The sequence below is a fragment of the Amycolatopsis sp. NPDC049252 genome, from assembly GCF_043197175.1.
In the GTDB taxonomy this organism is placed as follows: domain Bacteria; phylum Actinomycetota; class Actinomycetes; order Mycobacteriales; family Pseudonocardiaceae; genus Amycolatopsis.
This window is the reverse complement of the sequence record NZ_JBICSQ010000017.1, coordinates 21,460-47,127: the sequence shown is the minus strand read 5'-3', so window position 1 is coordinate 47,127 and position 25,668 is coordinate 21,460. Positions and strand designations below refer to the sequence as shown.

At 71.8% G+C, this 25,668-nt stretch carries 22 protein-coding genes; 17 read left to right on the top strand and 5 right to left on the bottom strand.

Annotated features, from left to right (window positions below; translation table 11 throughout):
* The first annotated feature begins 179 nt into the window (after positions 1-179).
* The 9 genes from ACGFMK_RS20700 (at position 180) to ACGFMK_RS20660 (ending at position 9,897) form a co-directional block, all read left to right on the top strand.
* Complete coding sequence (locus ACGFMK_RS20700; RefSeq protein WP_392765364.1) at positions 180-1,055, top strand: transporter substrate-binding domain-containing protein; 876 nt, start codon at positions 180-182, stop codon at positions 1,053-1,055.
* Entirely contained in the window at positions 1,052-1,942 is an 891-nt protein-coding gene (locus ACGFMK_RS20695) for an amino acid ABC transporter permease (protein ID WP_392765361.1), read from the top strand. Before ACGFMK_RS20700 ends, ACGFMK_RS20695 begins: the two co-directional genes overlap by 4 nt.
* Positions 1,939-2,724 carry an amino acid ABC transporter ATP-binding protein gene (locus ACGFMK_RS20690; RefSeq protein WP_392765359.1) on the top strand — a complete coding sequence of 262 codons (786 nt, stop codon included), beginning with the start codon at positions 1,939-1,941 and terminating at the stop codon, positions 2,722-2,724. The genes ACGFMK_RS20695 and ACGFMK_RS20690 overlap by 4 nt, the downstream gene beginning before the upstream one ends.
* The gene (locus tag ACGFMK_RS20685; protein ID WP_392765357.1) at positions 2,721-3,860 is read left to right on the top strand and encodes a CapA family protein; all 1,140 of its coding nucleotides are present in this window, start codon (positions 2,721-2,723) and stop codon (positions 3,858-3,860) included. Before ACGFMK_RS20690 ends, ACGFMK_RS20685 begins: the two co-directional genes overlap by 4 nt.
* Positions 3,857-5,095, top strand: a complete 1,239-nt coding sequence (locus tag ACGFMK_RS20680; protein ID WP_392765354.1) for a CaiB/BaiF CoA transferase family protein — start codon at positions 3,857-3,859, stop codon at positions 5,093-5,095. Before ACGFMK_RS20685 ends, ACGFMK_RS20680 begins: the two co-directional genes overlap by 4 nt.
* The gene (locus ACGFMK_RS20675; RefSeq protein ID WP_392765352.1) at positions 5,092-6,108 is read left to right on the top strand and encodes a 2-hydroxyacyl-CoA dehydratase; all 1,017 of its coding nucleotides are present in this window, start codon (positions 5,092-5,094) and stop codon (positions 6,106-6,108) included. Before ACGFMK_RS20680 ends, ACGFMK_RS20675 begins: the two co-directional genes overlap by 4 nt.
* Complete coding sequence (locus tag ACGFMK_RS20670) at positions 6,105-7,328, top strand: 2-hydroxyacyl-CoA dehydratase (RefSeq protein ID WP_392765349.1); 1,224 nt, start codon at positions 6,105-6,107, stop codon at positions 7,326-7,328. Before ACGFMK_RS20675 ends, ACGFMK_RS20670 begins: the two co-directional genes overlap by 4 nt.
* A 312-nt stretch (positions 7,329-7,640) precedes the next feature.
* A complete protein-coding gene (locus ACGFMK_RS20665) occupies positions 7,641-8,474 on the top strand; it encodes a transporter substrate-binding domain-containing protein (protein ID WP_392765346.1) in 834 nt (277 codons plus the stop codon).
* A 19-nt stretch (positions 8,475-8,493) separates the two neighbouring features.
* On the top strand, positions 8,494-9,897 hold the full coding sequence (locus tag ACGFMK_RS20660) for a DUF6351 family protein (protein WP_392765343.1): 1,404 nt from the start codon (positions 8,494-8,496) through the stop codon (positions 9,895-9,897).
* A gap of 75 nt (positions 9,898-9,972) precedes the next feature.
* On the opposite strand, the gene ACGFMK_RS20655 is transcribed toward ACGFMK_RS20660, so the two are convergent.
* Positions 9,973-10,638, bottom strand: a complete 666-nt coding sequence (locus ACGFMK_RS20655) for a DUF4097 family beta strand repeat-containing protein (RefSeq protein WP_392765341.1) — start codon at positions 10,636-10,638, stop codon at positions 9,973-9,975.
* Between the two features lie 121 nt (positions 10,639-10,759).
* Positions 10,760-11,917 (bottom strand): mandelate racemase/muconate lactonizing enzyme family protein, encoded by a 1,158-nt coding sequence (locus ACGFMK_RS20650; RefSeq protein ID WP_392765338.1) that lies wholly within the window; start codon positions 11,915-11,917, stop codon positions 10,760-10,762.
* Between the two features lie 73 nt (positions 11,918-11,990).
* On the opposite strand from ACGFMK_RS20650, the gene ACGFMK_RS20645 reads away from it, so the two are divergent.
* The 5 genes from ACGFMK_RS20645 (at position 11,991) to ACGFMK_RS20625 (ending at position 18,771) form a co-directional block, all read left to right on the top strand.
* Entirely contained in the window at positions 11,991-12,737 is a 747-nt protein-coding gene (locus ACGFMK_RS20645; protein WP_392765335.1) for a FadR/GntR family transcriptional regulator, read from the top strand.
* A 49-nt stretch (positions 12,738-12,786) separates the two neighbouring features.
* Positions 12,787-13,935: a Gfo/Idh/MocA family protein gene (locus ACGFMK_RS20640; protein WP_392765333.1), complete on the top strand. Its 1,149-nt coding sequence runs from the start codon at positions 12,787-12,789 to the stop codon at positions 13,933-13,935.
* A gap of 131 nt (positions 13,936-14,066) precedes the next feature.
* Positions 14,067-15,503: an extracellular solute-binding protein gene (locus ACGFMK_RS20635; protein WP_392765330.1), complete on the top strand. Its 1,437-nt coding sequence runs from the start codon at positions 14,067-14,069 to the stop codon at positions 15,501-15,503.
* Positions 15,500-17,515 (top strand): ABC transporter permease subunit, encoded by a 2,016-nt coding sequence (locus ACGFMK_RS20630; RefSeq protein ID WP_392765327.1) that lies wholly within the window; start codon positions 15,500-15,502, stop codon positions 17,513-17,515. Before ACGFMK_RS20635 ends, ACGFMK_RS20630 begins: the two co-directional genes overlap by 4 nt.
* Positions 17,512-18,771 (top strand): mandelate racemase/muconate lactonizing enzyme family protein, encoded by a 1,260-nt coding sequence (locus ACGFMK_RS20625; protein ID WP_392765324.1) that lies wholly within the window; start codon positions 17,512-17,514, stop codon positions 18,769-18,771. The genes ACGFMK_RS20630 and ACGFMK_RS20625 overlap by 4 nt, the downstream gene beginning before the upstream one ends.
* On the opposite strand, the gene ACGFMK_RS20620 is transcribed toward ACGFMK_RS20625, so the two are convergent.
* Together ACGFMK_RS20620 and ACGFMK_RS20615 are read right to left on the bottom strand one after the other, a co-directional pair.
* Entirely contained in the window at positions 18,768-19,508 is a 741-nt protein-coding gene (locus tag ACGFMK_RS20620) for a ribonuclease activity regulator RraA (protein ID WP_392765321.1), read from the bottom strand. The two genes, ACGFMK_RS20625 and ACGFMK_RS20620, sit on opposite strands and share 4 nt — an antisense overlap.
* A 194-nt stretch (positions 19,509-19,702) precedes the next feature.
* Entirely contained in the window at positions 19,703-20,638 is a 936-nt protein-coding gene (locus ACGFMK_RS20615) for an NADP-dependent oxidoreductase (protein ID WP_392765319.1), read from the bottom strand.
* A gap of 108 nt (positions 20,639-20,746) precedes the next feature.
* Between ACGFMK_RS20615 and ACGFMK_RS20610 the strand changes: the two genes are divergently transcribed.
* A complete protein-coding gene (locus tag ACGFMK_RS20610; RefSeq protein WP_392765316.1) occupies positions 20,747-21,313 on the top strand; it encodes a TetR family transcriptional regulator in 567 nt (188 codons plus the stop codon).
* A gap of 131 nt (positions 21,314-21,444) precedes the next feature.
* On the top strand, positions 21,445-22,314 hold the full coding sequence (locus ACGFMK_RS20605) for a serine hydrolase (RefSeq protein WP_392765313.1): 870 nt from the start codon (positions 21,445-21,447) through the stop codon (positions 22,312-22,314).
* A 46-nt stretch (positions 22,315-22,360) separates the two neighbouring features.
* Here ACGFMK_RS20605 and ACGFMK_RS20600 read toward each other — a convergent pair whose 3' ends face one another.
* A complete protein-coding gene (locus tag ACGFMK_RS20600) occupies positions 22,361-23,680 on the bottom strand; it encodes a glycoside hydrolase family 6 protein (RefSeq protein ID WP_392765545.1) in 1,320 nt (439 codons plus the stop codon).
* Positions 23,681-23,914: 234 nt separating this feature from the next.
* Between ACGFMK_RS20600 and ACGFMK_RS20595 the strand changes: the two genes are divergently transcribed.
* Positions 23,915-25,630: a protein kinase gene (locus ACGFMK_RS20595; RefSeq protein WP_392765311.1), complete on the top strand. Its 1,716-nt coding sequence runs from the start codon at positions 23,915-23,917 to the stop codon at positions 25,628-25,630.
* Positions 25,631-25,668: the final 38 nt, after the last annotated feature.

The window sequence follows — 25,668 nt, the reverse complement described above, 5'->3', positions numbered from 1 at the left end:
GGTGGGCGCACCGAGGGGTTGAATCACGCGACACATCATGCGACGATCGGCGCCCAGATAGCAACCAATCGATCCCTCGGGTTCCCGCGCCGCCCGGTCGGGCGGCCTTCCTCAGGAAGAAAAACGACATGGGTTCCTCACTTCGTCAATGGCGTCGAAGGCGTCGAAGCTCGCTCGCCGTGGCCGCCGCCGGGCTCGTCCTGGCCGGGTGCACGGTCGACGACGGCGCGGCCACGGCGCCCACGGCCGCCGCCCTGACCGCCGACCAGGCGCTGCACGACCAGCTGCCCCAGGCGGTCAAGGACTCCGGCGTCCTCCGGTTCGCCGGGGACTCGCACCCGCCTTACCGCACCGTCGGGCCGGACGGCAAGACGGTCACCGGCATCGACCACGACTTCCAGGAGGCGCTCGGCCAGCTCCTGGGCGTGCGCACGGAAACCACCATCGTCAGCGGCCTCCCGGCCGCGCTGCAGGGCATGCTCAGCGGCCGCTACGAAGCCTTCAACGGGCCCGTCAAGGCCACCGCCGAACGCGAGAAGCAGTTCGACACCGTCACCTGGATGACCACGCGCACCGCCTACGTGATCCCCGAGGGCTCCGCCGCCGGCATCAAGCAGGCCGCCGACCTGTGCGGCAAGCGCGTCGCGGTGGTCACCGCCAGCGTCGTGGAGGACCAGCTCGCCAAGCTGTCCGCCTTCTGCGAGAAGCAGGGGCGGCCGGCCGCGCAGGTGGTCGGGCTCGACGACACGAACGCCACCCTGCTGGCCGCCAAGTCCGGCCGGGCCGACGCCGCCGGGATGACCCAGGCCGCCGCGATCGACGTCACCAGCCAGCAGAAGGGGCAGTACGAGTACGTGACGCAGACCGAGGAGCAGGGCGCCACGAAGGACAACCTCGCGCTCTACACCCCGAAGGCCGGCAAGCTCGGCCCGGTGCTGCAGAAGGCCTTCGAGGAGCTGTTCCGCGACGGCACCTACACGCGGATCATGCAGAAGTGGGGCCTCGCCGACGTCACGGTCCCGCAGCCGCTGTTCGACGCGGCGTCCGCGAAATGACCGCGGTGTCCACTGTGGAGGAGACGTCGGCCGCCCGCGACGACGTCGCGTCGGCGCGCGGCCGCTTCCGTCCCCTGCGCTGGCTGTTCGTGCTCGTGCTTCTGGTGCTGCTCGCGCAGCTGGTCGTCTTCCTGGTCGGCAACCCCCGGTTCCAGTGGGACGTCGTGGTGAAGTACCTCTTCGAGAAGAGCGTCGTGGCGGGCCTGGGCACGACCGTCGTGCTCGCCGTCGCGGCGATGGTCCTCGGGTCGCTCGTCGGCGGGGTGGTCGCGGCCATGCAGCTGAGCGGGTTCGGGCCCGCCCGGTGGGTGGCCACGCTGTGGGTTGGCCTGTTCCGCGGGATTCCGCCGCTGGTGCAGCTGATCTTCTGGTTCAACCTCGCTTACCTGCTGCCGAAACTGTCCCTCGGCATCCCGTTCGGCCCGGTCTTCGGGACGTGGGACGCCAACACGGTCATCACGCCCTTGACCGCCGCGGTCATCGGGCTGTCGCTGGTCGAATCGGCCTACCTGGCGGAGATCTTCCGCGCCGGGGTGTCGTCGGTCGACCCCGGCCAGCGCGACGCCGCTCGCGCGATGGGCTACCCACCGGGGCAGACGCTGCTGCGGATCGTGCTGCCGCAGGCGATGCGCGTGATCATCCCGCCCGCGGGCAGCCAGTTCATCAACGTGCTCAAGGGCACCGCGCTGGTGTCGGTCATCGCGATGTCGGACCTGCTGCACGCGGTGCAGGTGATCTACAACCGCACCTACGAGATCGTGCCGATGCTGCTGGTCGCCTGCTTCTGGTACCTGGTCGTGGTCACCGTCCTGACCGCGCTGCAGCGCCGGCTGGAGCGCCGGTTCTCCCGCGGTCACCTCCCCGTCGTCCTCCGGAGGCCCCGATGACCGCGCCCGTGCTGCGGATCAGCGACGTCCGCAAGGACTTCGGCCCGGTGACCGCGCTCGCGGGCGTCAGCCTCGACGTGCACGAGGGCGAGACGGTCGTGGTGATCGGGCCGTCGGGCTCGGGCAAGTCGACGCTCGTCCGCTGCGCCCACCAGCTCGAGCCGATCGACGGCGGGGCGATGTACCTCGACGGCGAACTGCTGGGCCACCGGCGCACCCCGGGCGGGCTGCGGGCGCTGACCGAGCGGCGGATCGCGGCCCAGCGCCGCCGGATGAGCATGGTCTTCCAGCAGTTCAACCTGTTCCCGCAGTTCACCGTGCTGCGCAACGTGACCGACGCGGCGATCCGCGTCCACGGCCGCGATCGGTCCACTGTGGAGCAAGAGGCGCGGGACCTGCTCGAGCGCATCGGCCTGGCCGGCCGTGAGGACCACTACCCGCGGCAGCTCTCGGGCGGGCAGCAGCAGCGGGTCGCCATCGCCCGGGCCGTGCTGGTCCGGCCGCGGATCATGCTGTTCGACGAACCGACCAGCGCCCTCGACCCGGAGCTGGTCGACGAGGTCCTGGCCGTGCTACGGACCCTCGCGGCGGCGGGCACCACGATGGTCGTGGTCACCCACGAGATGGCCTTCGCCCGCGAGGTGGCCGACCGGTGCGTGTTCATGGAGGCGGGCCGGATCGTCGAGGAGGGCCCGCCGGGCGAGCTGTTCACCCACCCGCGGACCGACCGGCTGCGTGCCTTCCTGTCCCGCCATCTGTCCGAAAAGGAGGGTGTTTCGTGATCACTGTCGGCGCCGTCGGCGACCTCATCCTGGACGAGCCGGACCCGGAGTTCTTCCTCGCCCCGGCCGCGCCGGTGCTGCGCGGGATGGACCTGGCGATCGGGCACGTCGAGGTGCCGCATTCGACCACGGCCGTCCAGCGCAGCACCGACGTTCCCGCGCCCCCGGCGGACCCCGAGGCGCTGAAAGCGGTGGCCGGCGCGGGCTTCGCGGTGGTCACCCTGGCGGGCAACCACGTCTGCGACGCCGGTGACGGGGGACTGGCCGACACCATCGCCTACTCCCGTGCGGCGGGGATGGTGACGGCCGGCGCCGGACCGGACCTCGCGCAGGCCCGGCGTCCGGCGATCGTCGACCGCGGCGGCCGGCGCATCGGCGTGCTGTCCTACAACTGCGTCGGCCCACGCGACTCCTGGGCGACGTCCCGCAAGCCCGGCTGCGCCTACGTGCACGTCCTCACCCATTACGAGCTCGACCACGCGAGCCCGGGCGGCCCGCCCAAGATCTACACCTTCGCCGACCCGGACAGCATCGAGGCGATGGCCGAGGACGTGCGCAGCCTGCGCGCCGAGGCCGACGTCGTGCTCGTCGCGCTGCACAAGGGCGTCGGGCACACGCCGACGGTCGTCGCGATGTACGAAAGCCCGGTCGCCCGCGCGGCGATCGACGCCGGCGCCGACGCCGTGTTCTCCCACCACCCGCACATCATGCGCGGCATCGAGGTCCACAGAGGACGGCCGATCTTCCACGGGCTCGGCAACTTCGCCACCGTCACCCACGCCCTGACCCCGGGCGCCGGGGTCGGCGCGGACGAACTGCGGGCCTGGGCCGAACGCCGGACGAAGCTCTACGGCTTCGCGCCCGACCCGGACATGCCGTTCTTCCCGTTCCACCCCGAAAGCCGCAACACCGCCATCGCCTTTTGCCGCTTCGACGAAACCGGGCTGCGCGAAGCCGGCTTCGTCCCGTGCTGGATCGACGACCACGGCCGTCCGGTGCCGGTCGGCGGCACCCCGGAAGGCGAGGCCGTGGCGAAGTACGTCGAGGACATCACCCGCGGGGCCCGCCTCAACGGCCGGTTCACCACCCGCGGCACCGAAGTGCTCGTCGATCTCTCGGAAGGGATCTCTTCATGACCGACCAGCCGCTGGCCGGCCGCACCGTCATCGACCTGACCACCGCGCTCGCCGGGCCGTACGCGACGCTGCTGCTCGCCGGGCTCGGGGCCACCGTGATCAAGGTCGAAAACCCGGCCACGGGCGGGGATTCGTCGCGCAACAACGCGCCCTACGTCGGCCGTGACGGGCTGAACCTCGCCCGCAAGCACGAGGACGACCTGTCGGTGTCGATGCTGCTGCGCGGCCGCAACAAGCTCAGCGTCACCCTCGACCTGAAGAACCCGCGCTCCCGCGCGGTGTTCACCGACCTCGTCCGCGACGCCGACGTGCTGGTCGAGAACTACAGCCCGGGCGTCACCGACCGGCTCGGCATCTCCTACGAGCAGGTCCGGGAGATCAACCCGCGGCTCGTCTACACCTCGATCAGCGGGTTCGGCGCCCAGGGCGGCCCGGGCTCGGGCAAGGCGATGGACTCGATCATCCAGGCGCTGAGCGGGGTGATGATGACCGCCGGGGAACCCGACGAGGGCCCGGTCCGGTTCGGCCTGCCGATCGGCGACCTGCTGGCGCCGCTGTTCGCCGTGGTCGGCACGGTGTCCGCGTTGCTGCAGGCCGAGCACACCGGTGAGGGCCAGCGGGTGGACGTGTCGATGCTCGGCGCGCTCACCTCGCTGGTCGCGTGTGAGCCGTTCGACGCCTTCGACGCGGTCGGCCTGCCGCAGCGCACCGGGTCGATGGTGCCGCGGCTGGCGCCGTTCGGGATCCTGCCGGCGGCGGACGGCTACCTCGCCCTCTGCGCACCTACGGACGCCTTCGCCCACGGCGTCCTCCGCGCGATCGGCCGCCCGGAGCTGGCCGAGGACGACCGCTACCGCACCCGTGACCAGCGGGTCCGGGCCGCCGACGAGCTGCACGACCTCATCCGCGAGTGGTGCCGTGTGCGGCCGCTGGCCGAGATCCTCGCCGCGTTCACCGCCGAAGGTGTTCCCGCGGCGGAGGTCCGCGAGCCGCGCGACGCCGTCCGTGACCCCTTGGTCCTGGCGCGCGAGGAAGTCGTGCCGCTGCGGCACCCGCGCCACGGCGCGGTGGCCGACCTGGCCGGGACCGGCGTGCCGATCCGGTTCTCCGCCTCCCGGGTCTCGCTGGAGCGGCCGGCGCCGGGGCTGGGGGAGCACAACGAGCACGTCTACCGCGAGCTGCTCGGGTACACCGAAGAGCAGCTGGCGGAGCTGGCCGCGGAGGCCGTGATTTGAGCGCGCCGACGGTGGGGTACGTCGGCGCCGACGTCCCGGTCGAGCTGATCACCGCGGCGGGGCTGCGGCCGCTGCGGCTGGCCGGGAAGCCGGGGGAGGACAGCACGCTGGGCGACGGCTACCTCGGCCGCGGCGTCGACCCGGTCGCCCGGTCGATCCTGACGCGGATCCTCGCCGGCGGTTACGGGCCGCTCGAGGCCATCGTCGTCTCCCGCGACTGCGAAGCGTCGCTGCGCCTGTTCTACGCCCTGCGGGAGCTGCACCGGGTCGAGCCGGAGCTGCGGCTGCCGCCGGTGCGGCTGGTGGACGTCCTGCACCTGCCGCACCACACGACCACCCGGTACGTCCACGCGAAGATCGCCCAGCTGCGCGAGTGGCTCGGCCGCTGGCGGCCCATCTCCGACGACGACCTCGCCGCGGCCATCACCGCCCACGACACCCTGCGGCGGTCGCTCACCCGGGTCGCCGGCCTGCGCCGGGCGAACCGGGTGAGTGGCACCCGGTTTCTCGAGGTCGTCGCCGCGACCACCCGGCTGCCGGTCACGGCGGCCACCGCGCTCGCCGACGGCGTGACCGCCGACCCGTCCGAGGCCGGCGGGGTGCGGCTGTTCCTCACCGGCAGCTCCCACGACGACCCGGCGGTGTACGAAACGTTGGAGCGCAACGGTTTCCTGGTCGCGGGGGAGGACCACGACTGGGGGGAGCTGCTCTTCGCCCGGACGTGCGCGGCGCCGACGGAACTCGCGCTGGCCGAGCGTTACCAGTACAACGGCCCGTCCGCGCCGCGCGCGTCCATCCGGCAGCGCGCGGCGCACACCGCCGCGGCCGCCCGGGCCTGCGGCGCGGAAGTCCTGCTCTCGTACGCCCGGGTGCACGACGACGCGCCGCCGTGGGACTTCCCGGAGCAGCGGGCCGCGACGGGGTTGCGGGCGGTCCTGGCGGAACGTCAGCCGTACGGCGAGCTGACTCCCGAGGCGCTGGCGGCGCTGCTCCCGGCGGGAGTGGTGGCATGACCGCCCGGCTGGCCTCGGCGACCACCGCGACCGCCTACCAGCGCGAGTGGTTCGCCGGGGTGCGCGACGCCGGAGGCCCCTTGGCGCTGGTCAACGCGGACGCGCCCCAGGAGATCTTCCGCACCATGGGGATCCCGTACGTCGTCAACCAGTGGTGGGCCTCGATCGTCGCGGCGAAACGCCAGACCCAGCGCTACCTCGGCCTGCTGCGCGAACGCGGCTACCCCGACTACATCGAGCAGTACAGCGCCACCTCGCTGGCGTCGGCGTTCGAGGACGATCCCGGCCAGGCACCGTGGGGCGGGCTGCCGACGCCGTCGATCGTGCTCGGTGAGACCACCGGCGACGCCTCCCGCAAGATCTTCGACGTCTGGGACGCCCAGCCCGGTGTCACGTACTACCCGCTGGAGAGCGCGGCGGAGAACGCCGTGCCCGAGCGGTGGTGGGAGCTGATGCCGCACCGCTGGGAGGAGGCGATCGGCAGCGACCGGCTCGACCTGCTGACCGGCGAGCTGACCGGGCTGATCCGGTTCCTCGAGCAGACGACCGGCCGGGTGTTCTCCGCAACCCGGTTCCGCGAGGTGCTGGCGCTGGTCAACGAGCAGCAGGAGTGGAACCGCCGCACCCGCGACCTGATCGCCGCCGCCCGGCCGTGCCCGATCGCCGTCACCGACGGCATCCCGAGCGTCATGGTGCCGCAGTGGCACCGCGGCACCGAATGGGCGCGCGACGCGGCGCGCGCGTTCCACGACGAGGTGCGCGACCGGATCGACGCCGGTGTCGCGGCGGGCCCGGACGAGCGGCTGCGGCTGATGTGGGTCGGCCGCGGGCTCTGGTTCGACCTCGAGTTCTACCAGCGGTTCCAGCGCTCGCACGGCGCGGTCTTCGTCTGGTCCATGTACCTCGCCATCGCGGCGGACGGCTACCTGCGCTACGGCGACGACCCGCTGCGTGCCCTCGCCGCCCGCTTCGCCGCGTTCAGCGACCAGCTCTACACCCCGCCGTGGTCGGCGGAGTGGTACGTCAAGGAAGCGCGGCACCACGGCGTCGACGGCGTGGTCCACCTCGTCTCCGACGACGCGCGCGGCAGCTACTTCACCACCCGCGCCCTGCGCGCGGCGGGCATCCCGGTGCTGGAACTGCCCGCCGACAACGTCGACGCCCGCACGGGCGACGACCTGACCGCGCGGATGACCGCGTGGCTCGACGACCTCGTCTGATGCAGTTCCGCGCACGATCGTCAGGCAAGTAGCGCGTAGTCACGCTAGAAGTGAACCGCCAGGCCCAGACCACTTCGCAGATGTCATCGAGAGGGGAGGGGGTGGGGTTGAACAAGGCGACAGATTATGCAACGATCGCCGCCGCGTCAGCAACCTATTGTGTCCCGGGTCTCGCCCCCGGAGGCAAGTTCGACAGCCGATCACAGCCAAGGAAGCCGTCCTATGCGATCACCCCTTCGCCGACGAAGCCGAAGAAGCCGAAGAACGATCCTCGCCGTCGTCGCCCTCGGGCTGGCCACCACCGGGTGCACGGTGGGAGGCAGTTCGCCGGGCCTGGCGACCGCGACGAACCTCGCGGTGGTGCCGTCCCTGCACGACGCGCTGCCCCAGGCGATCAAGGACGCCGGGGTGATCCGGTTCGCCGGTGACTCCCACCCGCCCTACCGCACGGTCGCCTCGGACGGGACCGTCACCGGGATCGACGCCGACTTCCAGGCCGCGATCGGGCAGGTGCTCGGCGTCCGGACGCAGACCGTGATCGTCACCGGGCTGCCGGCCGCGCTGCAGGGCATGCTGAGCAACCGGTACGACGCGTTCAACGGCCCGGTCAAGGCCACCGCCGAGCGCGAGAAGCAGTTCGACACGATCACCTGGATGACCACCCGCACGGCCTACGTGTTCCCCGCCGATTCGACGGCCGGGATCTCGCGGGTCGAAGACCTCTGCGGCAAGCGCATCGCGGTGGTGACCGCCAGCGTCGTGGAGGAGCAGCTGGACAAGCTGTCCCGCTTCTGCACGCAGAGCAGGCACCAGGCCACGCAGACCGTCGGCCTCGACGACACCGACGCCACGCTGCTGGCCACCCGCTCGGGCCGCGCGGACGCCGCGGGCATGACGGAGGCCGCGGCGATCGACGTGACGCAGAAGCAGGGCGGCATCAAGTACGTCACCCAGACCGAAGCGCAGGGAGCGGCCAAGGACGACCTGGCGTTGTACGTCCCCAAGTCCTCGAAGCTGGGCCCGGTGCTGCAGCAGGTGTTCGAAGAGCTCTTCGAGGACGGCACGTACGTCGGGATCATGTCCCGCTGGGGGCTCAACCAGGTCTCGGTCCCGAAGCCGGTCTTCAACGCGGCCACGCCGCGGTAACTTCCGACAGGAGCGGTTCATGGGTACCAGAATCACCTTGGCGGCCACGGCCGTGGTCCTCGCCGCCGCCTTCCCCGCCACCGCCCAGGCGGCGGAGCCCGGATCCCCCTGCCCGGACGCGGCGAGGTGCGTCGACGGGCAGCTGACCGACGGCACGCCGTACGCCTTCGCGAAACCGGACCGGTGGAACGGCGCCGTGCTGGTGGACCTCGACTTCGCCGCGGGCGGGCTCACGAGCCCGCTCACCGCGAGCCTCCTGCGGCGCGGTTACGCGGTGGGCGGCACCACGCGGACGATCACCAGCTGGAACATCGCGCGGGCCATCGACAACCAGGCGGCCGCGCTCGGCCGGTTCGAAACCGCGTTCGGCCGCGCCCGGTACGCGATCGCCGAAGGCCGCTCGATGGGCGGGATGGTCGCCGCCGGCGTGGCGCAGGTGTACCCCGGCCGCTTCGACGCGGCGATCCCGATGTGCGGCGGCCTCGGCGGCGCGGTGGGGCAGTGGAACCAGAAGCTCGACACCGTCTTCACGCTCAAAACCCTGCTGTTCCGCGATTCCGCGCTCCCGGTGACCGGCATCCCCGCCGACGTCCCCGGACTCCAGCAGCAGTGGGTTTCGGCGATGACGTCGGCCCAGGCGACCGCGGCGGGCAAGGCGCGCATCGCCCTGGCGGCGGCGATCGGCCAGCTGCCGGGCTGGGGCCTGGCCGCCGACGGCACGACGACCCCGGTCCCGGACGGGCGCGACGCCGACGGCGTCGAGCAGGGGATGTTCCTGGCCCTGGCCGGTGGGCCGCTGCCGTACCTGGGGCAGGCGGTCAGCAGCCGGCGGGCGATCGAGCAGCTGGCGGGCGGGAACCCGTCGTGGAACACCGGCGTCGACTACGCGCACCAGCTCACGACGGCCGACCCGAGCCAGCAGAACGCGGTGCGGCGGCTGTACGAGCGCGCGGGGCTCGACCTGCGCGCCGACCTGGCCCGGCTCGCCGCCGAACCGCGCGTGTCCGCCGACCCCGCCGCCGTGGCGTTCCTGAGACGGGGCATCGTGTTCACCGGTGATCTGCGGATCCCGGTGCTCACGGTCAACGGCACCGGCGACCAGATCTCGACGGTGGCCCAGCAGCAGTCCTACGGCGCGCTGGTCCGCCGTGAGGGCAACGAATCCCTGCTCCGGCAGACCTACGTCCAGACCGCGGGGCACTGCACCTACACCACCGGCGAGCAGCAGGCGGCGATCGACCGGATGCTGACCCGGCTGCGCACCGGGCACTGGCCCGACACCGCACCGGCGGCGATGAACCACCTGGCCGCCGCCGCGGACGGCGTGCCGGGACGGTACCTGTCCTATGCGCCGCCGCGGTTCAACCGGATGTACCCCGCGGTTCATCGCGCCGGGGAAGGCTTTCCGGCCGTACCCCGCTGAAGTGGTCCGGACAGCCGTGGAGCCGGCCTGCCGGAAGGCGGCGGGCCGGCCGGGCGTCGCCGGCACCGCCGGGCTTCAGAGGCTGCGGGCGGTGATGTCGCCCTGGGAGGTGGTGGCCCGGATGGTGAGTTCGGGGGTGCCGTTGTTCTTGAGGGTGTTGTCGATGCGGCCGTAGGTGGTGCCGGCGTCGAGGGAGGCGGAGACGCCGGGGGCCGCGGCGACGGTGATGCTGCCGGACTGGGTCGTCAGCGTGACCGTGCCGCCGGCGGCTTCGCCGATGTGGATGTCGCCGCGGGCCGTGCTGATGTCGGCCGGGCCGTCGAGGTAGCCGATGTGGACGTCGCCGTCGGTGGCGGTCAGGTGGACGGCGGCGGTGTGGGCGAGGGTGATGTGGCGGTAGGCGCCGGTGAAGCTGACGTCGCCGAGGCGCCCGGTGCTGTCGACTTCGGCGGCGGCGGTGGTGGCCTCGACGCGGGAACCGGCGGGCAGTTCGACGGTGACGTCGAGGGAGCCGGACGGGCCGAAGTGCTGGTTCTTGCCCTGCGGGGTGTGGACCCGCAGGACACCGTCGGTGTAGGTGACGGTGGTCTGTTCGGCGGCCTTGACGTCGCGGTTCTTGCCCGGGTCGGCCGGGCGGATCTCGACGGTGGTGTCGGCGCGGTCGGTGGCGCGGAGGTGGACGCGGCCGGCGGGGAAGTCGAGGGTGGCGGTGATCGGGGCGGTGGTGGCGAAGGTCTGCACGGTGTTCTCCTGGGTTCGTGGCCCCCGGTGGTGGGGACGGGAACCACGGTCGCGGGCCGGGCTGACACGGGACAGCCACGGCGCTGACACGGCAGCTGACACGGCGACAGCCCCCCGGTCGCTACTCGAACACGCCGTAGCCCGCGACGGCGTGGGCCCGGACGCCGTCCATGTCGAGCTCGACCCCGATGCCGGGTGTGTCCGGAAGCGTGATGTAGCCGTCCTTCACGATCGAGCCGCTGCCGTCGGGGGCGTGGACGTAGCTGTCCCACACCTCCCGCTCTTCGAGGGCGTGCCATTCCTGGACCAGGAAGTTGGGGATCGCGCCGCACTGGTGGGACGTGGCCATCGTGCCCAGTGGTGTCGACACCAGGTGCGGGGCGAAGGGAACGTAGTGCAGCTCCGCGAGGTTGGCGATCTTCTTGGCCTCGGCGAGACCGCCGCACTTCGGCACGTCCGGCTCGATGACGTCGACCGCGCCGCGTTCGAGCAGCTCGCGGAATCCCCAGCGCAGATAGAGGTTTTCTCCCGCGCAGATCGGCGTGCGGGTCTGTTCGCGCACCCGCACCAGCGCGTCGACGTTCTCCGCCGGCAGCGGCTCTTCCAGCCACATCAGGTGGAACGGCTCGAGCTCCCACGAAATCCGGCACGCGCTCGGCACGTCGTAGCGGGCGTGCAGGTCGATGGCCAGGTCGACGTCCGGTCCGATCGCTTCCCGGACGGCGGCCACGCGCTCGACCATCGAGCGCAGCTCCGCGGCGTTGATCGTGTGGTTGAAATCGTCGAACTTGGCCGGGTGGCGGAGGTTGTCGATGTCGAACTTGATGGCGGTGAAGCCTTCGGCGACCATCCGCTGGGCCCGGTCGACGCACCCGGCGATCGAGCCCGCCGGGTCGTCGCCGTCGCCGCAGTCGGCGTAGAGGCGGATCCGGTCGCGGAACTTCCCGCCCAGCAACCGGTACACCGGCTGGCCCGCGGCCTGGCCCGCGAGGTCCCACAGCGCGAGCTCGATCCCGGACAGCGCGATCACGAACACCCCGCTCTGCGCGCCCGCGAAAACCTTGCTGCGGCGCAGTTTCTCCCAGCACCGCTCGACGTTGCGCGGGTCCTCGCCGATCAGGAGCGAGGTCAGGGACTTGATCATCCCGACGACGGCGCCGGCGCCCGCGTCGGGATTCGCTTCGCCGAACCCGCTGAGGCCCTCGTCGGTGTCGATCCGCACCAGCGTGGCCTGACCGTGGTAGGCCACCACCGCCGTCGTGACGTTCACGATCCGCATTGTTCTCCCGCCGCAGGGTAATGCGTATGAAGAGGACTGTCGCGATGTCGAACTTGTCCTATAAGCTGATGACATGCCAAGGAGACAAGAGTCTCCGGACGCTGTCAAGGTCCGGACTCTCCCGGTGCAGGTGGCGGCCCACCTGACCCGGCGCATCGTCAGCGGCGAAATCGAGGACGGCCGGGCGCCGTCGGAGCTCGAGATCTCCCAGGAGTTCGGGGTTTCCCGGGTGGTCGCACGGGAGACGCTCAAGATCCTCGCCGCACTCGACATCGTCGACGTCGCGCAGGGCCGCCGCGTCGTCGTGCGCCCCCGCGCGGAGTGGGACTACCTGAACCCGTTGCTGATCGAGTGGCTGCCCGCGGAGATCGTCGACGAGCTGCTGCAGGAACTGCACCAGATGCGCGTACTGCTCGAACCCGAACTCGCCGCGATGGCGGCGGCGAGCATCACCGCCGAAACGTTGGCCCGGCTCGAAGACGAGATCGAGCGGATGTCGGCGCTCGAAGCGGATCCCGAGGCCTACCTCGAGGTCGACCACGAATTCCACATGGAGATCTGCCGGGCGGCCGACAACCGCATCCTCGACCGGATCATGTACTCCGCCCGCTGGCTCGGCACGGCCAGCCGGCGCCTCACCAACGAGGCCCCGGCCGGGCTGCGCCGCGCCACCGCCCAGCACACGGAGATCTACGAGGCGCTCGTGGCGCGCGACCCGGAGGCGGCCCGCGCGGCGATGCGCAAGCACCTGAGCAACAACTACTCCACGCTCCTCGCGGAGAAGGAACAGCGAAGCAAGCGGGCCGCCAAGCGGCGTTAGAGCACTGCACGACCGACGTTCCGGAACCGATGACGAGGACGGACGAGGCATGGCAGCATCCGCGATCAAGCCGATCCGCCTGGGGCTGATCGGCACCGGGCTCGCCGTCGAGAAGCTCCACTGGCCGGCCTTGCGCGAGCTCGCCGACCGGTACGAGGTCACCGCGTTCACCGACTCCTCCGCCGAGCAGCGCGCGCGGTTCGCCGGCTACAGCGGGACCGATCCGGCCCGGGCCGCCGCCGACCGGGCCGCGTTGCTGGCCCGGGACGACGTGGACGCCGTGCTGATCTCGGTGCCGATCCCGCACCTGTACGAGGTGGCGTGCGACGCGCTCACGGCCGGCAAGGACGTGCTCTGCGAGAAGCCGGCCGGCGTCGACGCGGAGCAGGCCAAGGCTTTCCTCGCGTTGGCGGCCGGGCATCCGGACCGCACCTTCGTGATGGGGGAGAACTTCTTCTACCGCGACGACCTGCGCTACGCCCGTGCCCTGCTCGACGGCGGCGCGATCGGCCGCTTGCACCTGATGGCGTGGCGGCACGCCGGCCGGCTGGTGCCCCGCGAGGGCGGCTTCACCGGCACCCCGTGGCGGCACCGGCCGCAGTACCGCGGCGGGGTGCACCTCGACTTCGGGGTGCACCACATCGCCCAGATCCGGCTGCTCTGCGGGGACATCGCGCGGCTGCACGGTGCCGTGCAGACGGCCAACAGCACGATCGACGCGCCGTCGGACCTCGCGCTCAACCTCGTGTTCACCGGAGGCGCCATCGGCAACTACACCGCGTCCTTCCCCGAAATCCCGGTGCCGCCCGAACCCAACGACATGCGGCTGTACGGCACCGAGGGGGTGCTCGTGCTCGCCGGGTCCGAAGCGGAGCGCCGCGTGACGCGCAGCGGCTCCGACGCCACCACCCACACGACGGTCTTCCGCGGCAGCGACAACGGCTACCGCGCGGAGCTCGTCGACTTCGCCGACGCCGTGCAGTTCGGCGTGCGGCCGGTCGGCAGCGTCGCCCAGAGCGTGGCCAACGCGATGGTCGTCCAGCGGGCGCTCGACTCCGCGGAACGGGCCGCCGCACTGGCGCTCGACCCCGTGCCCGGCGCGGGCCCGGTACCGCTGTGGCGGCCCCGAGGCTCGGCCGGGCTGTTCGACGGGCTGCCCGGACAACGCAGCAGCAGTTCGGCGTCCTTCGCCGCATGAGAAGACCCAGCTTTGAAGACCCAGCATTGAAGACCCGGCTTTGAAGACTCGGCTTTGCACACTCACAGCGGGGCGCTCGCCTCGCTGTCCCCGCCGGTTGCACCGTCGCCCCGTCGGTACGAGGAGTTGTCATGGAAGAGAAGAATGACCTGTCGAGGCGTACGTTCCTCGGGATGAGCGCGGGGGTGAGCGCGCTGGGCGTGCTCGGTCTCGCCGGGTGCGGGGGCGGCCCCGCACCCGCACCGCAGGTCGACGTCCAGGTGCCCCAGGCGCTGCTCGACCAGGCCGCCAAGCTCCGCGGCGGGTCGGTGGGGATGCTCTCGCAGAAGCTGTACTCGGAGGCCGCCAACAAGGCGCTGGACAAGTCGCTGCAGGTGTTCGCGCAGGCCACCGGCACCACGGTCCGCAACGACCTGGTCTCCGGCGACGCCGGCGACATGGTCGCGAAGATGGACGCCGAGGTGAAGGCGGGCACCAACCGCGACCTGGCCTTCCTGAGCGACCGGCGGTTCGTCGGCCAGCTCCACAACCTCGGCGCCCTCACCGACGTCACCGACGTGGTCACCGACATGAAAGCGCTTTACGGGGAGCCCGCGACGGAGGCGGACAACTACTGCGTGTTCGACGGGCGCTGGTTCGCGATCCCGTACCACTTCATCGCGACCGGGATGTACCTGCGCAAGGACTGGTACCAGGAAAAGGGTCTTCCGCTCAAGCCCTACTACACCTGGGAAGAGCTGCGCGACAACGCGTTGGCGGTTTCCGACCCGGCCAAGCGGCGCTTCGGCTGGGGTCTCACGGTGAACCGTTCCGGCGACGCCAACGGCTTCATCGCGAACGTCATCAACACCTACGGCGGGGCGATCGCGGACAACACCGGCACGAAGGTGGTGTTCAATTCGCCGGAGACGGTCGCCGCCGTCACGTTCATCGGCGACATCTACACGAACCCGAAGTACAAGCCGATGCTGCCACCCGGGGTCGGCAGCTGGACCGACTCGAGCAACAACGAGAACTGGCTGGCCCAGATCCTGGGGCTCACGCTCAACCAGTTCAGCGTCTACGCCGACTCGAAGACCAAGAAGAACCCGGTCTACGCCAACACGCACGTGTTCAACGGCGCCACCGGGCCGGCGCTCGACCGGCCGCTGGCGTACGGCGAGTCCAACTCGTTCGTCGTGTTCAAGGGGGCGAAGAACCCGGGCCTCGCCAAGCTGGTGGCGAAGTTCATGGCCGGCGGGAGCGCGCTGCTCGGCGTCGCGAAGGAAGCACCGTGCCTGGTCAACCCGTCGTGGAGCAAGGTGTGGGACTCCGACCCGTACTACACCGGTGGCGACCCGGCCTTCCCCGCGCTTCGGGACCAGACCCGCGCGCCGCTCCCGGTCAAGACCAAGACCGGCTACGCGTTCCCCCAGGCCCCGAGCCCCGGTGAGCAGGCCGCCACCGCCGCCTACCTGCTGACCGACATGATGCAGTCGGTCATCCAGGGCACCCGGCCGGCCGACGCCGTGGCCTCGACCCACACCCGGATCGTGCAGATCTTCGAGCAGCAGGGCTACCGGCAATGACCGTCCTGCGTCCGAAGACGACACCGCCGGCGCCGGCCCGTCCGGCGCCGGGCGGGTCGTCCTCGCTCACGCCGACCCAGCGGCGGCTCGGGCGCGACTGGCGCCTGGCCGCGGTGTTCATCGGGCCGACGCTGATCCTGGTCGCCGGCCTGATCCTGGTCCCGATCGTCAGCTCGGTCTTCACCAGCGCCACGGAGCGCCACGGCGCGGAGACGGTCTTCGTCGGGCTGGACAACTACACCGCGCTCATCGGCGATGCCCTGTTCCACAAGGGCGTGCTCAACTCGTTCGTCTTCACCGCCTACGCCGAGATCTTCAAGGTGGTCCTCGGGCTCATCGCGGCGTTGATGCTGCACCACATGCGGCGCGGGCGGGCGCTCATCGCCGGGGTCATCCTGCTGCCGTGGGTGATCCCGACGGTCGTCACGGCGTTCACGTGGCGGTCGCTGCTCGACCCGATCTTCGGCAGCGTCAACGTTCTGCTCACCGATTCGGGGATCGGGCCCGCCCTCGCCGCGATCGGGCTCGTCGACAAGTGGCCCGCGGAGTGGCTGTCCGATCCCGCGCTCGCGATGCCGGCGGTCATCCTGGTCAACGTCTGGAAGGGCATCCCGTTCTTCACGGTGACGTTCCTGGCCGGGCTCAAGGCCATCGACGCCGGTCTGCACGAGGCGGCGATGGTGGACGGCGCCTCGCCGTGGCAGCGCTTCGTGCACATCACGCTGCCGGGGCTGCGTCCCGTCATGATCGTGACGACGCTGCTGTCGTCGATCTGGACGTTCAACAACTTCGACCTGATCTGGCTGATGACCCAGGGTGGGCCGGGGGACGCCACCGCCCCGTACGTGATGGTGGCCTACTCGAAGGCCATCCAGCAGCTGCAGCCGGGTGCGGGCGCCGCGGTCACGCTGGTGATGCTGCCGATCATCGCCGTCCTCGTGGTGATCCTCGTGCGGATGATGCGGCGCAGTGACCAGCCGGGCGCCGCGGACCTGGGGCGAAGGCGGCTGAGTCCCGCGCAGCGCCGGGCTCTGCCGTGGGTGATCGTCGCGGGCTCGGTGCTCGTGCTGGTCTGGGCGTCGCCGCACATCGTGTGGAAGGCCGCGCTCGTGCTGGGCGTGTTCGTGGTGCTCGCGGCCGTCGTCGGACGGGTCGTCTCGGTGCTCGCCACGCGAGGCAACCGGCTGGCCGCCCGCGTCGTCGGCGCCACCGGCTCGGGGGTCGCGCTCGTGGCCCTGCTGGGCTTCGTGCTCGCCCCGCTCTACTGGATGACGGTCACGGCCTTCAAGTCCGACGACCAGATCGTCGCGCGCACCGACGACCTCTGGCCGACGCCGTGGAGCACCGAGCAGTTCACCAACCTGTTCACCGGGGCGTTCGGCACCTGGTACGTCAACACGATCCTGGTGTCGGTGGCGTCCACGGTGATCGCCCTGGTCTGCGCGGCGCTGGCCGGTTATGCGCTGGCGCGGCTGAAGTTCCGGGGTTCGGAGAGCTTCACGGTGACGATCCTGCTCACCTACGTGATGCCGGGCGCGCTGCTGTTCATCCCGCTGTACCAGCTGATGAGCGGGATCGGGCTCAACGACTCGCTGTGGTCGCTCGTGCTCGCCTACCCGACGTTCACCCTGCCGTTCGCGACGTGGCTGCTCGTCGGCTACTTCAAGTCGATCCCGGCCGACCTCGAGGAGGCCGCGCTGGTGGACGGCTGCACGCGGCTCGGGGCGTTCCGCCGGATCGTGCTGCCGCTGGCCAAGCCGGGGCTGCTCGCGGTCGCGCTGTTCACGCTCACCAACGCGTGGAACGAGTTCCTGTTCGCCTTCGTGTTCATCACCAAGGACGAAAACAAGACGCTGCCCGTCGGCATGCAGTCGATGATCTTCGGCGACGTCGTGCCGCAGGGACAGCTGGCCGCGGCCTCGCTGCTGGTCAGCATCCCGGTCGTGCTGATGTACGGGTTCGGGCAGCGGTTCCTGACCGAGGGTCTCACCGCGGGAGCCGTCAAGGGATGAGCGAGATCACCGAGGAGCACGTCGCCACGGCCTCCCGGCCGAGCGAGCTGCGCATCACCGACCTGCGGGTGGCCACGCTGGCCGGCGTGCCGTTCCGCTCGTCGATCATCCGGCTCGACACCAACCAGGGGCTGGCCGGCTACGGGGAGGTGCGCGACGGGGCCAGCGCCACCTACGCGCTCATGCTCAAGAGCCGGCTCGTCGGCGAAAATCCTTGCAACGTCGACAAGATCTTCCGCAAGATCAAGCAGTTCGGGTTCCACGGCCGCCAGGGCGGTGGCGTCTCCGGCGTCGAGATGGCGCTGATGGACCTGGCCGGCAAGGCGTACGGAGTGCCGGCGTACGCGCTGCTCGGGGGCCGGTTCCGGGACGAGATCCGCTGCTACGCGGACACTCCGTCGCTGCCGGACCCGCACGCGATGGGCGCGCGGCTGCTGGAGCGCAAGAAGCGCGGATTCACGATGCTGAAGATGGACGTGGGCGTCGACCTGCTGTGGGACGTGCCGGGGGCGCTGATCGCGCCGCCGGGGGCCCGGGAGGACGTGACGACCATGCACCCGTTCACCGGCATCCAGGTCACCGCCAAGGGCGTCGACCACCTGGTGTCCTATGTGGACATCGTCCGCTCGGTCGTCGGCACCGACGTCGCGCTCGCCGCCGACCACTTCGGCCACATCGCCCTCGACTCGGGCATCCGGATCGGCCGCGCGCTGGAACCGTTCACGTTGGCGTGGATCGAAGACCTGATCCCGTGGCAGCTGACCGGCCAGTGGCGGCAGCTCACCGAAGCCGTCGCCGTCCCGACGTGCACGGGGGAGGACATCTACCTGCTCGACGGCTTCCGGCCGCTGCTGGACGCCGGCGCCGTCCGCGTGGTGCACCCCGACCCGGCGACGGCGGGCGGGATCGCGGAGACCAAGCGGATCGGCGACTACGCGCAGGAGCGCGGGATCGCGATGGCGCTGCACCTGGCGGCGTCGCCGATCGCGACGATGGCGTGCGTGCACCTGGCCGCCGCCACGGAGAACTTCCTCGCCCTCGAACACCACGCGGCCGACGTGGGGTTCTGGAGCGACCTCGTCACCGGCCCGCTGATCCGGGACGGCCACATCACGGTGCCGGACACGCCGGGGCTGGGCTTCGGTGACGTCAACGAGGAAGTGCTGCGCCGCCACCTCGATCCGCGCGACCCGGTGTTCTTCGCCGAGACGACGCACTGGGACCAGGAGTCGAGCCACGACCGCCTGTGGAGCTAGGCGCGGCCCTGTCCGGCCCGCCACTGTTCGTACTCCGGCCGCGCCTCGTCCGACAGCGGGTAGTACCGCCGCAGGTCACCGCCCTCGGCCAGCCGGATCCGGGAGAACTCCTCCCATTCCGCGTGTTCCTGCGCGTGGGCCACCAGGGCGGGGGCGAGCTTGACCGGCACCACGACCGCGCCGTCGTCGTCGGCGACCACGATGTCGCCCGGCTCGACGAGCGTGCCGCCGCACGCCACCGGCACGTTGACGGCGGCCGGGACGATGCCGGTCTGGGCGTGGAAGTTCGGTGTGGCGCCCCGGATCCACAGCCCGAGGCCGAGCTGCTTGGCCTCGCCGGTGTCGCGCAGGCACCCGTCGATCACGACGCCGGCGCCGCCGCGGCCCTTGAAGTACGTCAGCATCATCTCGCCGAAGACACCGCTTTCCATGTCCCCGCGCGCGTCGACGACGATCATGTCGCCGGGCTGGGCGTGGTACATGACGTGGCGGTGCAGCTGTTTCTCCGGTTCTTCGTACTCGTCGACAGGGTAGAGGTCCTCGCGCTTCGGCAGGAACTGCAGCGTCAGCGCCGGTCCGGCCACGCGCACGCCGGGGGTCACCGAAACCGGGCCGCGGATGAACGCGCTGCGGATGCCCATGCGGCTGAGCTCGCCGCTGGCCGTCGCGCTGCCGATGGCCGCGAGGGCCGCGCTGAGCTCGGCGGGCGGGCGGACGATGTCGTGCGTTTCGACCACGTCGATGGCTCCCTCGGGTCCGCGCTGACCGTGACTTTCGGAGAGTTTCACGGGTTTCCGGATCCGAGCCTAGTCCGGCGAACCCCCCTTGCGCGATGGTGTGCGCCGTCCGGGGGCGGTAGGAGCCGGCCAGGGTTCCGCTGGCGGACAACGAGATGAGCACCTTCCTTTCGGGAGAAAGGAGAACCTGGTGGTCACGAGGTCGTGATGACGAGCTTGCCGCGCCGGGGTGAGCGTTCGAAGTCCGTGAGGGCCGCGATCGCCTCGCCGAGCGGCACGCTGCGCGCGACCGGCAACCGCAGGATCCCCTTCCCGGCGGCCTGCGCGACGGCGTCGAGGTCCGCCAGGGTGGCTTTGCTGACCAGCACCCGGAACGGCCCCGGCAAGGCGCTTCTCACGAACTTCGCCGGCGTGGGGTTGATGTCGATGGCGCGGCCACCCGGCTTGAGCAACGTCCGTGCCGCCCGGACCGGCAGCGTGCCGGCGGTGTCGAACACGACGTCGAATCGCTTCGCGAGTTTCGCCGCGTCGAAGTCGAAGTCCACGATCGGGGAGATACCGAGGTCGCGTGCCTCGGGCACGGCGGTGTCGCGGCAGCTGCCGCCCACCGAGGCGCCGTGCGCCAGGGCGATCTGCGCGGCGGAGCGGCCGACTCCGCCGAGGCAGCCGTGGATGAACACGGCCTGCCCGGCGCGCAGCCTGCCCAGGTTGACCACGGCCTGGAAAGCGGTGAGCCCCACGACGGGAAGCGCGGCGGCCTCCTCCCAGGACAGGTTCGCCGGCTTCGCCACGACCGCGTTCTCCTCGGCGACGACCACCTCGGCGAACGCTCCCGCCGCCCGCAGGCTCGCCCCGCCGAGCACCTCGTCGCCGACGCCGAGGCGCGTGACGCCGTCACCGACCGCGATCACGACGCCCGCGAAGTCGTGCCCCAGCCCGCGCGGGAACTTCCGGCCGGTCAGGAGCTTCATCTCGCCGCTGCGGATCTTCCGGTCCATCGGGTTCGCGGCCGCGGCCTTCACGCGCACCTGCACCTCGCCGGGGCCGGGCGGCGCCGGCTGGAAGTCCTCGAGCCGCAGCACCTCGGGACCGCCGTACTCGTGGTACTGGATGCGCTTCGCCGGGGTCATGGGGCCGCCCTCCGCAGTGATGTCAGCTGATGACATCACCGTACCACGCTGATGTCATCGGCTGACATCACCGCGCGACCTCACGGATGACCGCACTAAACTCGCGGCATGGGACGCTGGGAGCCGGGAGCTGCCGGGCGGCTGCGCGAGGCCGCGCTGAGCCTGTTCGTCGAACGCGGCTTCGAGCAGACCATGGTCAGTGACATCGCCGACCGGGCCGGCGTGACCGCCCGCACCTTCTTCCGCCACTTCGCGGACAAGCGCGAAGTCCTCTTCGACGCATGGGCCGAGCTGGAAGAGAAGTCGCTGGCCGCGCTGGAGGCGGCGCCCGCCACCGCATCGGCGCTGGACGTCGTCGCGGCCGCGCTCGACGCCATCGCCGCCGTCATCGGGCACGACCGCGAGCTCACCCGGCAGCGGCACACGGTGGTCCTGGCCAACGCCGAGCTCCGGGAACGCGAGCTGATCAAGCTGGAGCGGATGTCGGCGGCGATCGCCGACGCGCTTCGTCGGCGCGGCTTCGGCGACGCCGAAGCCGCCCTGGCCGCCGAGACCGGCTCCGCGGTGTACCGGGTCGCCTTCCAGCGATGGGTCGACAACGCGGACGACCTCGACCTGCGGGGCGCCCTCCGCCGGTCGTTCGCCCAGCTGCGCGCCCTGGCCGCTCCCCGCTGAGCCGTCTTCGGCCGCTCCTGCAACAGATCACGGGGGCAGCGGCGTCTTCAGGGATGTGCGGCTCGATCGCTGAACGCTTTCCCCTGCGACGCCGGTTTCCGCCGTGCCTTCGGCCGGCCGAAGGAGCTTCGATGCGCAGATCCGTGATCGTCGTCCTGGTGGGCGTCGTCTTCGGTGCCCTCGCCTCGGCGGCCTGCCTGCCTCCCGGCGGCCCTTCCGCCGCGGCGGAAGGGCCCGGTTCGTTCGTGTCCTCGCCGCCGGACACGCGCCCGGCCGCCTCACGGCCGGCACCCCTGCGGCCGGAGGAGGTCGAGGTGGCGGCCGACGTCCGGGGCGCATGGTCCTGGGCGTTGCGCGAACTCGGCACCGGCACGGTGGTCGGCGACGGAACCCTGCGCAACACCGCCGAATCGATGATCAAGATCTGGCTGGCCGTGGATTTCCTCGCCACGCGGGACTCGCGGATCGCCGCCGGCGACGAAGACCGGCTGACGCGGATGATCCGGGCCGGTGACGACCACGCCGCGCAGACGCTGTACCTCCGCCTCGGCGGGGACGCGTCGATCGCCCGGATGGTCCGGACCTGCGCGTTGCGCGAAACGCGGATCCACCCGGGCTGGTGGACCAGGACCACGATGTCCGCGGCCGACGCGACCCTGCTCGGCCGGTGCGTGACCCGCGGTCCGGGCTTGAGCCCGGTGTGGCGGGCGAAGCTGCTCGACCTCATGCGGCCGGCCGAGCCCGGCGTCGCCTTCGGCATCCCGGAGGCACCCGCGCTCGCGGGCCGGTCGCCGGCGGTCGGGAACGGCTGGTCCCGGCACGGGAGCTGGTGGGCGGTGACCTGCCTGGCGATCTGGGACCACTGGGCGCTCGCGGTCATGGTGCACTACCCGGACCAGGGCGACGAGCAGCGGTACGGGGCCGGGGTGTGCAAGACCGTCGCGCAGCGGTTGTTCGGCCGCGCGGACATCGGGTTCGCGGCGGTCGCCGGCCACCCTTGAGCGCACGTAGCCTCTCCGGCCGGAGAGGCTACGTGCGCGTCGGAGCTCAGGCGCAGGACGTTCCGTTCAGGGTCGCCGACTGGAACGGCGGCGTGGTCCCGGTGTAGCTCGCGTTGTAGCCGATGGTGGCCGTCGCGTTCGTGCCGAGGGCGCCGTTCCACGCCGCGTTGTCGACGTCGACGACGTCACCGGTGTCGGTCCAGCTCCCGTTCCAGCCCTGGCTGACGGTCACCCCGGGCGCGGAGAAGGTGAGCCGCCAGTGGTCGACGGGCGCGCCGCGGTTCTCGATGACGATCTCGCCGGTGAACCCGGTCGACCAGGTGCTGACCACCCGGTGCGTGACCTTGCAGCCGCCGGAAGGCGGCGGGGTCGTGGTGACCGGGGGAGTGCTGCTGGTGGGCGTCGTCGGGGTGCTGGTCGGGACCGGGCCGGCCGCGACGGCCAGGTCGTAGGCCCGCTGCGGCACGAACTGGCCGGCCGTGGCGAGGCAGCCGTCCGCTTCGCCCGGCGGCTTGACCCAGAGGAAGGCGGCGATCGAGCCGTCGCCGGTCTGGTCGGTGCTCGGGGTGCCGATCGCGCGCCCGGCCGGGTCGCACCATTCGCTGCCCTGCGGCCCGTTGCCGTTGCGGCTCGTGTCGACCACGGCCTTCAGCCGCGCGTCGCCGAGCTGGCCGAGGACCGCCTTGTCGTAGGCGACTTCGTCGCCGGTCGCGCGGTAGTTGGACACGTTGGTGGAGAAGCCGTCCGCGCTGTTCGAGACGTCGGCGGCCCGCAGCCGCGCCGCGGCGTCGCCGGCCGAAAGCCAGGCGGAGTGGCCGATGTCGAAGTACACCTTCGCCTGGGACGAGCCGGCCTTGAGCCGCTTGCCCGCGTACGCGATCGACGCGGTGGTCTGGCTCTGCTGGTCACCGCTTTGGCAGCTGGTCATGAGCGCGAGCACGTCGGGTTCGAGCACGATGGCCGCGGGGCGGCCCGCCAGGCCGGCCGCCACCTGGTCGATCCACGCCCGGTAGGCGTCGTGCGACGGCGCGCCGCCGCTGCTGGCGCCGCCGCAGTCGCGGTTGGGGATGTCGTAGACGACCATGATCGGGATCTTCCCCGCCGCGGCCGCGGCCGCGGTGTAGGCGTCCACCTCGCCGCGCACCGTGGCGGTGTTCGTGGTGGTGAACCACCTCGCCTGGGGTACGGCGGCGACGCGGTCGCGGATGACCGCGGCGCGCGAGTCGCCGGGGTTCGCCGCGACCCACTGGGCCGCGTTGGTGCCGGGGTCGGTGTAGAACGCCGATCCGGCGGCCTGTGCGCCGGCCCACGTGGTCGTGGCGACGACACCCGTCGCGGCCAACGCGGCGAGCACCCCGGCTGCCACTGTCCTGCTTCGCATGCACCTTCTCCTTCGAGCGACTGGATGGCACCGGTGCGAAGACGGCCGCGTACAGCGGCGTCTCCGCCCCGGCATCGCCGGACCGAAAAGGCTGGGAGCGCTCCCAATAATCTGGACTGTAGCCGGGAGAGCGGATCGGGGAAAGGGCCGGCCGGTGCGTTTGCCCGGCCCGGTGTTGCGGGTACCGGTAGGGACCACGAGCCGACGGGGTGCCTGCCGATGACGAACGAACGGTCCGCTGACCACGGTGCGGCGCCGCACGTGCTCGCCGGGCGCTACGAGATCGGGCCGCTGATCGGCCGGGGCGCCACCGCCCGGGTCCACCGGGCGCTCGACCGGGAGCTGGGGCGCGCGGTCGCCGTCAAGGTCTACGACGTCCGCGCGGTGGACGGGGAGCACCTGCGCCGGGCGCGGGAGAAGACGGTGCTGGCGAGCATCCACCACCCGCGGGTGGTGACGTTGTTCGACAGCGGCACCGACGGGGACCGCCCGTACCTGGTGATGCAGCTGGTCGACGGGGAGAACCTCGCCGAGCGCCTGCTCGCCGGGCCGTTCACCGCGGCGCAGGTGAGCGAACTGGGGGTCCGGCTGGCGGACGCGCTGGCCCACGTCCACGCCCGGCAGATCGTGCACCGCGACCTCAAACCCGCGAACGTCCTGCTCGGCCCCGACGGCCCGCTGATCACCGACTTCGGCATAGCCCATGAGCTGGACTCCACGCACATCACCGGCACCGGCCTGGTCACCGGCACGGCCGCGTACCTGGCCCCCGAGCAGATCCTGGGGGAGCGACCCGGCCCTCCCGCCGACGTCTACGCCCTCGGCCTGATCCTGCTCGAATGCCTGACCGCGCGGCGCGAGTTCCCCGGCACCCTGGCGGAGTCGGCCCTGGCCCGGCTGCACCGCGCACCCCGGATCCCGGACGGCACCCCGGCCCCGCTCGCGCACGCCTTGAGCCGGATGACCGCCCGTGAACCGGCGGACCGCCCGGACGCTGGGGAGTTGCCGGGGTTGCTGGGCGAGGACTCGGCCACTGTGGTGGGTGCCGCGGGCCGGTCGGAGGCTGGGGAGTTGCCGGGGTTGTTGGGCGAGCGCTCGGCCGCCGTGACGGCCGCCGTGGACGGGTCGGGTGCCGGGGAGTTGCCGGGGTTGTTGGGTGAGGACTCGGCCACTGTGATCGCCGCCGTGGACGGGTCGGGTGCCGGGGAGTTGCCGGGGTTGCTGAGCGAGCGCTCGGCCGCCGTGACCGCCGTAGTGGACGGGTCGGACGCTGGGGAGTTGCCGGGGTTGTTGGGTGAGAACTCGGCCGTGGCGGCAGCCGCGGACCGCCCGGAGGCTGGGGAGTTGTCGGGGTCGTTGGGTGAGGACTCGGCCACTGTGGTGGGTGCCGTGGGCCGGTCGGAGGTTGGGGAGTGGCCGGGGTTGCTGGGCGAGGACTCGGCCACTGTGGCGGCTGCCGCGGGCCGGTCGGAAGCTGGGGAGTGGCCTGGATTGTTGGGCGAGCGCTCGGCCGCCGTGACCGCCGCCGTGGACCGGCCGGGCGCGGAGCAGTTGCCGCGGTTGTTGGGCGAGGACTCCGCCACCGTGACCGCCGCCGCGGTTCCGGCGGCCGCCACGGCGCGACGGCGGACGCTGGCCGCGGCCGGTGTCCTCGCGGCCGCGGCCGCGGTGCTCGCGGTCGTGCTCACCAGGCCCGCCGACCCCGGGAGCGCCCCGGCCCGGCTGCCCGAGGCCGCGCCGCCCACCGGTTCGGCCGCGGCGCCCTCCCCGGTCACCCTGTCCCCGGCGTCGGCCGTCATGGTGGTCTCGTCGCAAGCCGTGAAACCGGTGACCCAGGGCGTGGTGGCCGCCGTCCCGCAGAAGAGAGGCCCGGCGAAGCCGGGCGGCGGCCCGCACCCCGGTGCCGGAAAGCCCGGCGGGCCGGGGAGACGGTGAACGCGGGGTCGTGATCGAGCCGGTATTCGCTGGCCCGC

Excerpts from the sequence above, each read along its gene's own strand:
- ACGFMK_RS20660 (WP_392765343.1), top strand. The coding sequence starts at position 8,494 with ATGGGTACCAGAATCACCTTGGCGGCCACGGCCGTGGTCCTCGCCGCC.
- ACGFMK_RS20670 (WP_392765349.1), top strand. The coding sequence starts at position 6,105 with ATGACCGCCCGGCTGGCCTCGGCGACCACCGCGACCGCCTACCAGCGC.
- ACGFMK_RS20645 (WP_392765335.1), top strand. The coding sequence starts at position 11,991 with ATGCCAAGGAGACAAGAGTCTCCGGACGCTGTCAAGGTCCGGACTCTC.
- ACGFMK_RS20605 (WP_392765313.1), top strand. The coding sequence starts at position 21,445 with ATGCGCAGATCCGTGATCGTCGTCCTGGTGGGCGTCGTCTTCGGTGCC.
- ACGFMK_RS20635 (WP_392765330.1), top strand. The coding sequence starts at position 14,067 with ATGGAAGAGAAGAATGACCTGTCGAGGCGTACGTTCCTCGGGATGAGC.
- ACGFMK_RS20625 (WP_392765324.1), top strand. The coding sequence starts at position 17,512 with ATGAGCGAGATCACCGAGGAGCACGTCGCCACGGCCTCCCGGCCGAGC.
- ACGFMK_RS20615 (WP_392765319.1), bottom strand. The coding sequence starts at position 20,638 with ATGACCCCGGCGAAGCGCATCCAGTACCACGAGTACGGCGGTCCCGAG.
- ACGFMK_RS20690 (WP_392765359.1), top strand. The coding sequence starts at position 1,939 with ATGACCGCGCCCGTGCTGCGGATCAGCGACGTCCGCAAGGACTTCGGC.
- ACGFMK_RS20595 (WP_392765311.1), top strand. The coding sequence starts at position 23,915 with ATGACGAACGAACGGTCCGCTGACCACGGTGCGGCGCCGCACGTGCTC.
- ACGFMK_RS20610 (WP_392765316.1), top strand. The coding sequence starts at position 20,747 with ATGGGACGCTGGGAGCCGGGAGCTGCCGGGCGGCTGCGCGAGGCCGCG.
- ACGFMK_RS20695 (WP_392765361.1), top strand. The coding sequence starts at position 1,052 with ATGACCGCGGTGTCCACTGTGGAGGAGACGTCGGCCGCCCGCGACGAC.
- ACGFMK_RS20680 (WP_392765354.1), top strand. The coding sequence starts at position 3,857 with ATGACCGACCAGCCGCTGGCCGGCCGCACCGTCATCGACCTGACCACC.
- ACGFMK_RS20630 (WP_392765327.1), top strand. The coding sequence starts at position 15,500 with ATGACCGTCCTGCGTCCGAAGACGACACCGCCGGCGCCGGCCCGTCCG.
- ACGFMK_RS20640 (WP_392765333.1), top strand. The coding sequence starts at position 12,787 with ATGGCAGCATCCGCGATCAAGCCGATCCGCCTGGGGCTGATCGGCACC.
- ACGFMK_RS20650 (WP_392765338.1), bottom strand. The coding sequence starts at position 11,917 with ATGCGGATCGTGAACGTCACGACGGCGGTGGTGGCCTACCACGGTCAG.